Genomic DNA, 12,853 nt, shown 5'->3' on the forward strand with positions numbered 1-12,853 from the left:
GGGATTATTTGACGCTTACCTTTAAGGTATTATTTTGAGTAGTCACTAAAAGAATATAAGAAATACCTAGATAAATTTTGGTTACTATTTGATGGTCGATAAACAGTAGCTCCCATACCAAACTATAAAATTTATAAATCTGTTTAATTGAGCTTACTTAAATTCACTTAAGTAAGCTTTTTTCTGTAAGTGTTACAGCTAAGATTCTGTCCAATGTATGGCGTACAAAGAATGATTGCTTTGGATTTTTCTCTAACATTATTCCCCGACAGATATGGATGCACTATTATCTTGTGAAAGGAAAGCTATCGCTTGTCTTGGTTAAATCTAACATATACGAAACAATGAACAAATAACTGTTTCATCTAATGGAAAAGGGGTAGATACAGTATTGGACTTTTGATGGTATGAAGTTAGCGAACCAGAACCAGGTGCAAAGGAGGTATAGACCATGGAAAAGTATGAATACCTAAATGCGTGGGCGAATATTAGTGAATTATTATATTATGCCACGCACGAAGAGTAACAGGTCGAATATAGTAAGGAAATAAGTCAGAAAATCAAATAAATGACATAAAAGCATTTCAATCACAAGACTACTAAACTTAAAAAAACTGCTGCTAAGATAAGAAGAAGGGTGAACCACCAGTAAAAGGTGTTCACCCTTTTTCTTTTAGGGAGATATCCAACTACTTGTGATAAATTCACTAATTAAATTTATATGTATAGATAATACCATTATAGAAAGTCTCAAAATATCCAAGAATGCCCTTCTTACCATCAAAAGAAAGTGTAGTAATTACTTTTTGATTACAGAAGTGCATATTGGTAATTTTGCAATAGTTTGCATTGTTCAAGGGCAGGAAAAACACTATGAATTTTATATATTCAACCAATCCCACTCAAATCTTTCACCATTATACTCAAAACCAATCGGTTTATATTGAATCACGCCTGTTTCGTGCGCTTCGTTAAGCTTCTCCTCATAATACTGAAAAAATTTCTCTTTTAGGATTCCGTAGAAGTAAGCAATCGGGTTTTTTACAGCATTTGTAAATTTTAGTTTTCGAATTAACTGCTTGAAGGATTGAATGGCAAGGTTAACCATTAGATCCGTATCATGATGCAGTTCATAGCCATAGGCAGTGATCTGGACCATACGCCAATATTCTTCAATTGCCTTTGCCTCTGGAAAGAAGCAATTAAAAATTTCAACGAAAGCTTGTGGAATTCGATTGCTCACAAAAGTGTGATCCAAATGAATCGGTTCTTCTTTACGTTTATTTATCTTTTGTTCTTTTTCAGTTTTTAAAAGATTACTAGTTTCTTTAGGGCGGTTCATGCTTTCTTGTTTGGGTGGTTCATTAGCAGGATAACGATTAAATACATAGAGATTGCTGGACTGAGAGCCGTTCTTTCTTTCGGTTTCATAGACAGTGAAGATCCCCAGTTTTTTACCTTTAAGAATCATCCGTTTAAAAGTCGAACGGGACAGGATGTTATCTTTACTTTCTTGGTTAATCGCTTTTAAAATCGTGCCAATTTTGGCATTACAAACACCAGGGATTTTGGCAGAGAACCGGATTAATTTTTTTAAGCCAATTAATTCACCCTTTGAAAAATCCTTCTTGTGATCAAGCATCCACTTTTCCATATGGCGGTTAAACTCCTGTAAACTTCCGAATTGCGAAAACGACTCAAATCCCTCAATATTGCCAGATTTTAAATTCATATGATTAGCCACCTCTTCACATAATCTAGGCCAGCTAACGTGTTAATCCCACATTTCCGGCATTTCTAAGATACTGGTTCTGGCTATGGAATTCGAATCTCAAAAATTCTAATTTGGGGCCACTTTTTGCATGAAAAGCGTGTTTTTGCCATCAAATTTGTAAATTTGGAGCCGTTTTTCTATAATTTCGCTTATTTTTATATCAATTTTCGTTATTAGATTATATTTTGATTCTTCTTATAAAACCCGGGAAAAATCCTAATTTCTTTTGTCATAAAATAGTCACATGATCATGAAAGACCTACTGTCCTACTCCTTTTTTTAACAATAAATAAACTATGAAAGTACTATCAATAGAAGGGCAGTGGTTGAAGATGGCAAAGTATCGAATCGTGCATATTGATTTTTGGAAGAATCCGATTGTTTTAGAAGAAATGACCCCGGAAGATAAGTATTTTCACCTGTATCTACTTACCAATCCGAAAACAACGCAGGTTGGAATCTATAAAATTACGAAAAAAGAAATGGCATTTGATTTGGGCTATTCGATTGAAAGTGTGGAGGCCTTAATGCAACGTTTCATCGAACATCACAAATTGATTCGTTACAATCCTGAAACAAGAGAACTCGCCTTAAAAAACTGGGCGAAAGATAACCTGTATAAAGGTGGAAAACCCATAATGGATTGTATTTATTCTGAATTAAAAAAAGTCGAAGATCGCTCACTTATTGAATATGTGGCCGAATCCATTCTTAAAAAGGAATTTCGCAGCGTATATGAATCATTTTGTGTCCAAGAAGAAGGGTTATGGAGTATTGAAGGTAACGACCAAAATGAAATGATTTCCTATTTAAACAGTGAAGATGAAGAACTAGACGATACGTTCACGGAGCCTTTCACGAATCGAGAGGAAAAAGAAAAAGAAAAAGAAAATAAAAAAGAAAAACAACAACAAGAAGCTCTTTATCCATACATAGAGGAAAATCCAGAAGAGGAGAATCATCAAAAACTTGAAGATGTAAAGGAAATCATTGAATTCTGGGACTACAACGGATTTGGATTTTCGAACATAAATGCGAAACAGCAGCTGTTAGCATGGTTTGAAGATTCTAGCTTTTTGCAACCAAAAGAGGTGATTCTAAAAGCAATGAATATTGCATGTTCCAATAATAAGCGAAGACTGAGCTATGTCGTTGGGATTCTGAAAAACTGGGAAAATGAATCGTTACTAACCGTAGAGGAAATTGATTCCTATCAGGAGAACCAAAAGCCTGTAACCAAGCGCAAACCGTTTCCAACCGGAAGGCATATTCCAAGAGAATTTGAACTCGATCTAACGGCGGGTGAAGACGAATGAGTATGGTGGAAAAGGTATTCTTAGGCAGCTTATTGAAAGCGGAGTATTTACTTAAGGATACGGTGGTCTTACCTGAACAGCTGGAAAGTACACGTCATAAAGACTTAATGCGAAAAATGGTCGAGTTAAAACGGGCCGGTAAGAATGTGGATTTGATTTCGTTAACAACCTTACCTGATCTTGATTCATATGGTGGGATGTCTTATCTTTCAGAGCTGCTATCGTTTGCGGACCTTGGGAAATTCGAAGGAATGGAGAAGCTCATTCTGGAACAATGGAAGGAGCGGGAAAAGCGAAATATCCTGACAGTGGCAGCCATGAATGATTGGGAGATTGCAAGAATTGTCACAGAATTAGATAACATTAACCAGCTGAAGATGGTGGATCACACACCTATCCAACAGGCATTGTCCACAATCTATGAGGCACCATGGGAGGATCAAGTAATACGGAACAGTGTCACAACGGGCATCAAAAAGCTCGATAAAGTGACGGGCGGATTTCAGGATGGGGAAGTGACCATTCTGGCAGCAAGACCATCAATGGGAAAAACTGATGTGATGCTGCATTTCGCCAAAACGACGGGCTGGGCAGGATTTCTGCCCCTCGTATTTTCCCTGGAGATGCCTGAACGGCTGATCACAAGCAGATTAATGGCGTCAACAGGAGGCTTTAACCGTGCTAAAATGCGGGATCCGAAGAAATTGCTGAATCAAAGTCAAAAGGATAAATGGTCGGATGTGATCGGTGACCTCGATGCAACCCAAATACAAATTTTTGATGGAGCAGGACAATCGATTGCTGAAATAAGAGCGAAAACCCGAAAAATGATCAATCAATTTCCTAACAGGAAACCAATTTTGTTTATAGATTACTTAACATTGATCCAAACCTGCCAAATTTACGGAGGGAATTCTCATTTACAGGTCACAGAAATATCAAAATCCCTGAAAACGATGGCCAAGGATTTTAATTGCCCTGTCATTTGTTTGGCACAGCTAAATCGATCAGTCGAATCAAGAGCGGATAAACGACCCATGATGTCTGACATTCGGGAATCGGGCAGTGTGGAACAAGATGCTGATGTCATTTTGTTCTTATTTCGTGAGTCGTATTATGACAAAGAAACGGACAATCATTTCCTTGAAATCATAGTCTCGAAAAACCGAAATGGTCCAGTTGGAAGCATCAACGTGAATTATAACCAGAATACAGGCAAGATTGACGACCAAAAGGAAACAAGTGTTACCGGTGCCTAGCATTTTATTGTCCCTTAAGTACGAAAACCACGGATGCCCAAATTTCGAAAATGAGGTGTCAGAAGATGTTAGTGAAAGATCTTTACCTGGATTCTTTACGTTATGAACAATCATCATTGGCGCATTACATTCACCATTTACTCGCAGAAAAGAAGATTAGCTTAGAGGATAACCTATCCCAATTAGATTTAGAACAAGCGGATCATCTGAAGGTTGCCAAAATGATTGAAGACAATGTCTTAGGTTTTCATAAAGTTTGTATATACTCACTGAAGATGAGCCAAAAGGAGTTTGTGTTTATCTTTGCGAAGAACCCGGAAGAGGCAATCCAGTTCTATATGAAGACCTTTCAACAAAAGCCTATGAACTGTCACGAATCTTGTCTAGATTTTGAGTTTATTAGAGGGAATGGTACGGTTTCGTTTCGTGAAATGAGGCAGGAAATCGAGAATTTTCCAGCTATTGCAGGGTATTTTAAAAGGTGAACTGAATTCGAGTCGTACTTTTGTGACTCAATTGTTTTAAATTTAACCCTGTATATGATTTTATTACTGGTAGAAAAGATATAATTGAATTATAATAACAACTTTGAAGTACAAGAAGATGGAGGGAAAACGAATGAAATTTCCTAATGATGGTGATGGAGAGGCTTTACAAAGTCTTTATAAGGATGGAATAAATTTTAAAAAACAACAAACAGTCGAATTTTTTGTGGCTGTGCCTAATCAAACAACAGGTGAAAAATTACAGAATGTCCTAAAAGGAGAAGGATTCAATTGTTTTTTGGATCAAGACGACGAAACGGACGAGTGGGCATGTTGTTGCTCTAAAAGAATGCTTTTGAATTATAATGAATTAATTAACATACAGAAGAAATTAGATGACTTAAGTAAACCATATGGTGGCTATTCTGACGGTTGGGGCATTTTTGTCGATTAAAAGGTTTGAGTTAAATGTCATTGTTATATTTATTAGAGAAAATCTAAGAAATATTATAACAAACTAAAATAAACAACAAAGTTCCAAGCATTTTTCCGAAAAACGGATGGTGCTTGGCTTTTTGTTTTTTAGACAAGTTTTGATTATTATTCGTCATGAAAGAAGAGGTTTACTAGTAAATGAAGGTCTGTCTTCATATGGAGTAGGTACCAATTATTATAGTCAAAACCATCGACAAAGACACCATGGACCTTTGAATCCGGTACTCATGGATAACTAATCATGGAATACTTTTTTGAAGTCATTCCATATTTAATTTTATAGAAAAACTAGGTTGTTTGGTAAGAAAAATAGCGAAAAAAGGTGATAAATGTAAAATTATGATATATTTGTGAATTTATTAGAGGAATAAGAACAATAATTTATTGAGTCATAAATCTAAGATATTTTCTAAATAAAGACCAATTAGTTGGACTCCAAAAAGCAACTTCTGGAAATCTTTAAAGAATTATGTCAATTTGACGAAGGAATTGCAGCATATTTCAGTGGACTATTCACTCTTAAAAGGTTTGAAGACCAAGTAGACTTTATTCAAAAATGTTTTAGATTTACTTACTGTTGATAAAGATTTATGGAGTATTGGTGATGATTAAAACGCAAAGAATGATACCTGATATTGTCCAGGAAGGGGAAAACGGTCTAATCGTGTTTGACCCCAAGTACCGTGTTCCAGATAATCTCGGTCCTGCACTGGGAGAAATGCATAAATACCGCGATGGCATACTTAAGCGAAACAACGGAGAGAGAGAGCTGTTCAAGAGGTCTATATCCTCACACCGACAACAGATGAGATGGCTGAAGGAATGAGATATTTCCAGTCGGATTATCATGAACAATATGGAATGGGAGCAATTAGAGTGATGCCTGGGGAAGAAGCATTTTTTCTCGGGAAGATTGTAGGAAGTGTTACTCGCTTGTCCAGTTAGAAATACCGGCAATATCAGTATATTTGGGCAGCGTAGGAATAGGATATGGATTTCCGTCAGGAGGAGTATTTTCTTTTAAATATTCAGGGTTTCAAATGAAGAAGACAAGCGGCAAATTGTAGGACTCAATATACTTTCGTACATTTAGACGAGAGAATCAGAAAGGGTACACCTTATGAAGTAATGACAGATGATTTTTCTATACCATTTTTCCAATTAAAATAATCCTTTTTCGTAAAAGTTAACAGACCAAAGAAAAGGGGGGGAATGAAATATTAATTATTCACCCCCATATTTATTTCTTTTTATATCAACCCATACTTTTTAAAACTATTATAGATGCCATTTTCATCATGAGAATCGGTTATATCATCAGCTACTTTCTTAACCGCTTCGTGAGCATTTCCCATCGCAATGCCATGCTGTACAAACTCGAGCATTTCCAAATCGTTCAAACTGTCCCCGTAGGCAAAGGTATGTTCTTTGCTTATGTTAAAATGCTCCATTACCTTCATAATAGCGGTTGATTTGTTGATACCAAGAATGGATAACTCTCCCCCATTTTTACTGAATGCGGACACAGTGTTAGGGATAATTGTGAATCTCGATTCAAATTCTTGTGTTATTCTTTCAAAGGGTAAATAATCGGAACCAAAAAAAATAATCTTATTGATATCTTCCCGAATCAAATCTTCTCCATCAATTAACATCTCATAGAAAGGCATGAACCCTTTTTCAATATGTTCTTTAAAATCAGGATTGTCCAGCAAGTGGTTTTCTATAGCGGAAAGCATACGCTTCTTTGCGTTTTTACTGCAAAATGTACCGTCATTAGATTCCAACAAGAAGTCCACTTCATGTGTATCAAAGTACTCCACAAGATACTGGATGTTCTCCTTTTTAATTTGTTCATGAAATAAAATGTTATCTTCGATTTCGATATATCCACCTGCCGCTCCAATAATGCCATCAAAACCAACCTCAAGGATTTCAGGGAATATGATGTTTTTAGAACGACCAGTACAGATAAATACAAGATGACCATTTTCTCTAGCCTTGCGAACAGCAAGTATTGCTGATTCAGGAATCACCCCATTATCATTCAGTAAAGTTCCGTCAATATCCAAGAAAATAATCTTCTGCAAAAGGTTCACCTACTATATTATTTATAAAGAGGAAGCTCTAAATTAGAATTTTGTACCACGTACTCCAATAATATTAATTTACCATGGATTTTTCGTGTTAGATTCATTGCTAATTTTATTTTCCTTTTTTATCATCTTTACCGATTATTTTAACATTTCTTAATCAACTATACCGCCCTTTAGTCTAGTAATCATCGCTTTTTACAAATAGAAATGAGTGTGTATAGAGAGGAAGGGAATTATCAACCTTCATCTAGGGCGTTCATTTTATTTTTTCTTTCAATCACCATATATTTCTATCATACTAGTAACTATAAAGGAATGAAGGAAGTGAAGAAAATGGAAGAAAAGAAAGTGACGTGGTTAGAACTCTTTTATGATTTGTTATTTGTGGCGGCGGTTGCGGCTGCGACTCATGTTTTACTTCATGTTGAAGATGGTCATATCCATACAGTGTATTTAGTGAAGTTTGTATTAATTTTTATTCCTATCTGGTGGGCTTGGGTAGGGCAAACCATATTTATTAACCGGTTTGGAAAAGATTTATTTCATCAACGTATCTTTTTAATTCTGCAAATGTTTTTTGTACTAATTATGACTTCAAGTTTATCAGTTGATTTTGATCCTTATTACCTTTCTTTTTTGATTGGGTATATTGGGTTAAGAGCAGTGACTGCTATCCAATATCTTATTGTCCAGCGTATAGAAACGGGGTTTCGAAAACATGCAGCCCTCTTTTTGGGAAGGTATTTCTGGATTGGAATCGTTATTTCATTATTGTCTGTCTTGTTTGATTCATGGGTTCGCTATGCTGTGTTGTATACGGGAATCTTTATTGATATCATGGTCCCGGTGCTTGGAAGAAAATGCTTAGAAAAGGTTCCCACAAATACGGCTCACTTATTAGAGCGATTTGGTTTATTTACCATTATTCTCTTTGGGGAAGCACTTATTAGTACACTTGCGGTCATAAAGCCTGCACAAGGAAATTGGGATTCAATAGGCTTTGCGATCATTTCATTTATCTTAATCATATCGATGTGGTGGCAATATTTCGATAACATGGAGAAGAAACTCGACAAGTCTTTACAAACATCCGGCCAAATCATTATTTATGGTCATCTGTTTATTTTAATGTCTTTGAGCATGATTGCAGCTTCTATCAGACTATTGTTTTTACAGGAGGTCCATTACTCCTTTATCTTAATTTTTGTTTTTGGAACTGTATTGCTCTATTTCCTGTCAACGACCTTTGTTTTCCATCAATATAGATATGTGCACCACCGCTTGAAAATTTATCACTTAGCGTTATTTTTAGGAATATTAGCCATCTTTTTTATTATTAATTTGATTATTGTCGTACCAAATATTTTTATAGTAGCTGAAATAACCTTGTTTTTTATTATCTATACTAAACTAACAGTTTCTACCAAAAAGAAACCGTTGACGAATGAGATTAAACTGAGGAGTTAATTTTCATTTTATTACTTTCTTCTTTTATCATCGGAAAATAGAACGAAATGAATTTTTTCGGTGAGTTCATAATAAGGCAAAATGCCCTTCTTCCAATCCAAAAAGGCCTTATATAACGGTTCAAGTGAGTCTTCGGTTAGTTTTTGATGAAATCGCTCGACAATATACCTGTCTCTTTTTCGCTCTTCTTTAGTTTTTTTGCTTTTTCCCATTTAGTTTCAACCTTCTTTTTAAAATTTGGAGATCGGGCAATATACATTAATTAATATTTTTCAGAACAATCATCAGTGTATTTCTTACCACATTAGCCATCAAAATGATTCTTTAATATAAGTTTGATAATTAAGCTTTTAAAGTGACTTATATGTAAACTCCAATAAATATTATATAAAACGAAATAGTATAACGAGTCAGATGGAATTTCTTTCGTAAAGATGGATTAAAAATTAGGACGAGGGGTTTTATAATGACGCCACTAGAAGCATGGATTTCAATCACAAAAAATTTAGAGGGAAAAACCATTGAGCTCCCTACTATTCCAAAAATAAAGAAGATACCAGTTTGGTTTTCTGCTACTACAAACGGAGACATAATCATAATTGATAAAGCAACTTCACATGAGCCCTCAAGTAAACTATCTACTCCAAGAATATTAAATTATAATACTTTTCAAAAAGTGTTTCCTCTTTATTTAAGACGTGAAAAAGGAGAGTCAGTTAGCTCAGAAGTAACTGCAATCACCGTAAATCAAGTATATTACTTCTCATTAATCAAGCATTTTAGTTTTGTATAAATTGAAAATTTTGGAGCTGTTCTTTTTTTCTAATTATTTTTTTGAATGTTAATAGAGCCAAAATAAGCAACTAGTGAATAATAGCTTGCATATTTTAGGCTCTTTAATTTAATTCATTACTACGTGCATTCCTTCACATTTTTACATTTTTATAATAATCAATCTGTTCAGTAAACCAAAAGGGCGTACTTTTAAGGATTACCTTAGTTTATTTTTAGTTGATAGAATTAGATAAATATCCATTTAAAAAGTTAATTTTCCTGAACGCATATCATTAGTCATTCCATCATAAGGAGCTTGAGATATCACTTTTTCATTATTGACTCCTTCATTTTTGAAAAAAGTGATATCAGCAAACTCAGGGACAACATACTTAGGATAAGTTTCATACTTTAAACGTGATTCTTCCATTACATTAATAAAGTCATTTTGGTAACAAACTGTAATTTCTGGATGTTCATGAACCCATTTAGGGAAGAAGATAACTCCATGCATTCGTTTCTCATTAGGCATAAAATTGAGCGAAACATCAGTACCTGTCGGTTCAGTCCATGAAACCTTAAATACTCCATCCACAATTTTTACAATATCTACTTTTTGGTCACGAACCCAACGTCCTCCCACCATTCCACTATGGATACGATAATCGATTGTATCTTCATTCTTGATATACATTTCATATTCCCAGCCATTTTCATACGTATAAATAAAATGGCTTCCTAAAAATTCATTAAGTTCTTTCATAAACTGGTCACTCCTTAAATATTATTCAATAACAAACATGTAAATAGTTACATGTATTAACTTACATGTTTGAGTTTATACTTGTGTTATAATTATGTCAAGATGTTATAAGCGGAGGTTATATGGTGAGTCGCAGAATATTAAAATATGCAATTTTAGGGTTATTAAGTAAAGAAGACATGAGTGGATATGATATTACGTCCGAATTCAAAAATGCGATTGGACAGTTCTGGAGTGCAAAGCATAGCCAAATCTATGTTGAGTTAAAAAAATTATTAGATGAAGATTCGATTTCTCAATATATAGAGATGGCAGGAGTCAAACTAGAAAAAAAAATGTACAGCCTTACAACTAAAGGAAAAGAAGAACTTCAAAATTGGTTGCTGGAACTGGACGAAAATGTGGAAACGGAAAAGGATATCTTCGCATTACGGTTATATTTTTTAAAAGATATCCCAACGGAAGAAATCCCAGTGTTATTTAATAACCAATTAAAACTCAGAACCGAAAAATTATCCTTTCTAAAAGAACAGTTCTCTTTTTATTTTGGAGTAGAGAAGAATCCTCTATCTTTAGATGCTGAAGAATTAGGTCACTACTTAGTTCTGACAAAAGCCATTTCACGCGAAGAAAATTACATTTTTTGGATAATTAAAAGTTTAGATATTATAAATAAACAAGAAAGTCGATAATTCTCCCCCAAAGGGAGAGTTTTTCCCTTACTATTGTTATCGCTTATTCCAAAATCCATTAAATAATGATCAGAGAGGCATTCCATTTTAGTAGTGAGGAAGACTTTTTCACTCAAAGGGTTGAACTATTATTATTTATTCAATTGAAAATGCCATTTAGTAGCCGATGGTGTCGTTTCAATTTAAATTCTTCTTGTAATTTACCGTCCTAAAGCGGTCTATTAATAAAACAACCTCCCCCTCCCATTTATTAAGGGAGGGGGAGGTTGTTTTGTTTTCTTGCGAATCCTTTTTTCATTATTTATCAAACCAGGGCTCAATAAGATATTTTATAGTGTTTGATGAATGGAAGGATTTAGAAGATGTAGATTGGGTATTACACAATAATAAGATAGATCGCTTAATGAATGATTACTTTAAAAAATGGATGAATCGATATCAACAATCCAAGGCATTGTGGGAGTAAGAATATGAAAATTGGAAACGCTTGCAAATCCTTTATTATCTAGCTCTACCATTAAGAACTCATCATCCCGCCATTTGGAGTCTACATCTTATGACCTGTTAATCAAGAAAGGGGAGTAAAAGCATTGAAACAGAAAAAAAAGTGCGTGGCCATGTTACTGGCAGGTGGACAAGGCAGCCGGCTTAGTTTACTGACGAAGGATAAAGCAAAACCGGCTGTTGCCTATGGGGGAAAATATCGAATTATTGATTTTCCTTTAAGTAACTGCACAAACTCTGGTATTGATACAGTAGGAGTATTAACTCAGTACTTGCCCCTCGTTTTGCACTCCTATATCGGAATCGGAAGTGCGTGGGATTTAGATCGAATGCATGGCGGGGTAACCGTATTGCCTCCTTATTCGGAAACTTCCGGTCTTAGGTGGTATAGAGGGACGGCAAACGCGATTTATCAGAATTTAAATTATTTAACACAGTACAATCCAGAATACGTGATCATTCTGTCCGGTGACCACATTTATAAAATGGATTATACTAAAATGCTTGATTACCATATTGAAAAGGATGCAGATGTGTCTATTTCTGTCATTGAAGTGCCTTGGGAAGAAGCAAGCCGGTTTGGAATTATGAATACGAATGAAGATTTAGAGATCATTGAGTTCGAGGAAAAACCGAAATCTCCCAAAAGTAATTTAGCTTCCATGGGTATCTACATCTTTAAATGGCCTGTTTTAAGAGATTTTTTAGAAATGGATGATAAAAATCCACAATCATCCAATGATTTCGGCAAGGATATTATTCCACTTTTGCTGGAAGAAAATAAAAAGGTGGTCGCCTACCCATTCAAAGGCTACTGGAAAGACGTCGGAACAGTTGGGAGCTTGTGGGAAGCCAATATGGATTTATTAAATGATGATACAGAACTCGATCTTTATGATCGAGAATGGAGAATATACTCTGCCAATCCAAACCGGCCGCCCCAATATATTGCCCCGTCCGCACAAATAGAAGATTCTTTGATTAATGAAGGCTGTAAGGTGGAAGGGATCATCCATCATTCTGTCTTATTCCAGGGAGTATCGGCAGAAGAAGGGTGTCAGATACACGATTCTGTTATTATGCCTGATGCCCGAATTGGAAAAAATGCCGTAATAGAGAGGGCGATTATCGCCCCAGGAATTGTTGTTGAAGATCATGCTGTCATTCGTCCATCAAAGCAGGATGGTGTGATCCTGTTTGCAGGTGAAGAATCGTAAGATAACTAAAA

Annotated in this window: 15 protein-coding genes; 11 read left to right on the forward strand and 4 right to left on the reverse strand. The window is 35.2% G+C overall.

From position 1 onward, the window contains the following. Window positions 1–880: 880 nt before the first annotated feature. On the reverse strand, window positions 881–1,732 hold the full coding sequence (locus V7077_RS17225) for a hypothetical protein (protein ID WP_335504133.1): 852 nt from the start codon (window positions 1,730–1,732) through the stop codon (window positions 881–883). Window positions 1,733–2,106: 374 nt separating this feature from the next. Here V7077_RS17225 and V7077_RS17230 point away from each other — a divergent pair, with 374 nt between their 5' ends. From V7077_RS17230 to V7077_RS17255, 6 genes are all read left to right on the forward strand, one after another. Next, on the forward strand, window positions 2,107–3,090 hold the full coding sequence (locus V7077_RS17230; protein ID WP_335504248.1) for a DnaD domain protein: 984 nt from the start codon (window positions 2,107–2,109) through the stop codon (window positions 3,088–3,090). Next, window positions 3,087–4,349, forward strand: a complete 1,263-nt coding sequence (locus tag V7077_RS17235; protein ID WP_335504135.1) for a replicative DNA helicase — start codon at window positions 3,087–3,089, stop codon at window positions 4,347–4,349. Before V7077_RS17230 ends, V7077_RS17235 begins: the two co-directional genes overlap by 4 nt. Window positions 4,350–4,414: 65 nt before the next feature. Then, the gene (locus V7077_RS17240; protein WP_335504137.1) at window positions 4,415–4,834 is read left to right on the forward strand and encodes a hypothetical protein; all 420 of its coding nucleotides are present in this window, start codon (window positions 4,415–4,417) and stop codon (window positions 4,832–4,834) included. A gap of 133 nt (window positions 4,835–4,967) precedes the next feature. Then, window positions 4,968–5,288 carry a ribonuclease E inhibitor RraB gene (locus V7077_RS17245; protein ID WP_335504139.1) on the forward strand — a complete coding sequence of 107 codons (321 nt, stop codon included), beginning with the start codon at window positions 4,968–4,970 and terminating at the stop codon, window positions 5,286–5,288. 645 nt (window positions 5,289–5,933) lie between these two features. Then, window positions 5,934–6,155, forward strand: coding sequence for a hypothetical protein (locus V7077_RS17250; protein WP_335504141.1), 222 nt, complete (start codon window positions 5,934–5,936; stop codon window positions 6,153–6,155). After that, the gene (locus V7077_RS17255; RefSeq protein WP_335504143.1) at window positions 6,152–6,274 is read left to right on the forward strand and encodes a hypothetical protein; all 123 of its coding nucleotides are present in this window, start codon (window positions 6,152–6,154) and stop codon (window positions 6,272–6,274) included. Before V7077_RS17250 ends, V7077_RS17255 begins: the two co-directional genes overlap by 4 nt. Window positions 6,275–6,579: 305 nt before the next feature. Here V7077_RS17255 and V7077_RS17260 read toward each other — a convergent pair whose 3' ends face one another. Beyond that, complete coding sequence (locus V7077_RS17260) at window positions 6,580–7,419, reverse strand: HAD family hydrolase (protein ID WP_335504144.1); 840 nt, start codon at window positions 7,417–7,419, stop codon at window positions 6,580–6,582. 339 nt (window positions 7,420–7,758) lie between these two features. Here V7077_RS17260 and V7077_RS17265 point away from each other — a divergent pair, with 339 nt between their 5' ends. Next, window positions 7,759–8,892: a low temperature requirement protein A gene (locus tag V7077_RS17265; protein WP_335504146.1), complete on the forward strand. Its 1,134-nt coding sequence runs from the start codon at window positions 7,759–7,761 to the stop codon at window positions 8,890–8,892. Between the two features lie 11 nt (window positions 8,893–8,903). On the opposite strand, the gene V7077_RS17270 is transcribed toward V7077_RS17265, so the two are convergent. Then, window positions 8,904–9,104 carry a hypothetical protein gene (locus V7077_RS17270; protein ID WP_335504147.1) on the reverse strand — a complete coding sequence of 67 codons (201 nt, stop codon included), beginning with the start codon at window positions 9,102–9,104 and terminating at the stop codon, window positions 8,904–8,906. A 254-nt stretch (window positions 9,105–9,358) separates the two neighbouring features. Here V7077_RS17270 and V7077_RS17275 point away from each other — a divergent pair, with 254 nt between their 5' ends. Then, window positions 9,359–9,685, forward strand: a complete 327-nt coding sequence (locus tag V7077_RS17275) for a hypothetical protein (RefSeq protein ID WP_335504148.1) — start codon at window positions 9,359–9,361, stop codon at window positions 9,683–9,685. 243 nt (window positions 9,686–9,928) lie between these two features. Here V7077_RS17275 and V7077_RS17280 read toward each other — a convergent pair whose 3' ends face one another. Next, window positions 9,929–10,429, reverse strand: a complete 501-nt coding sequence (locus tag V7077_RS17280) for a phenolic acid decarboxylase (protein ID WP_335504150.1) — start codon at window positions 10,427–10,429, stop codon at window positions 9,929–9,931. Between the two features lie 125 nt (window positions 10,430–10,554). Here V7077_RS17280 and V7077_RS17285 point away from each other — a divergent pair, with 125 nt between their 5' ends. From V7077_RS17285 to V7077_RS17295, 3 genes are all read left to right on the forward strand, one after another. Further along, window positions 10,555–11,121 (forward strand): PadR family transcriptional regulator, encoded by a 567-nt coding sequence (locus V7077_RS17285; protein WP_335504152.1) that lies wholly within the window; start codon window positions 10,555–10,557, stop codon window positions 11,119–11,121. 271 nt (window positions 11,122–11,392) lie between these two features. Next, window positions 11,393–11,587 (forward strand): hypothetical protein, encoded by a 195-nt coding sequence (locus tag V7077_RS17290; protein ID WP_335504154.1) that lies wholly within the window; start codon window positions 11,393–11,395, stop codon window positions 11,585–11,587. A 151-nt stretch (window positions 11,588–11,738) separates the two neighbouring features. Continuing rightward, window positions 11,739–12,842 carry a glucose-1-phosphate adenylyltransferase gene (locus V7077_RS17295; protein ID WP_420489669.1) on the forward strand — a complete coding sequence of 368 codons (1,104 nt, stop codon included), beginning with the start codon at window positions 11,739–11,741 and terminating at the stop codon, window positions 12,840–12,842. The last annotated feature ends 11 nt before the right edge of the window (window positions 12,843–12,853 follow it).

It is taken from the genome of Neobacillus vireti, assembly GCF_036962465.1.
Classification (GTDB): Bacteria; Bacillota; Bacilli; order Bacillales; family Cytobacillaceae; genus Neobacillus; species Neobacillus vireti_B.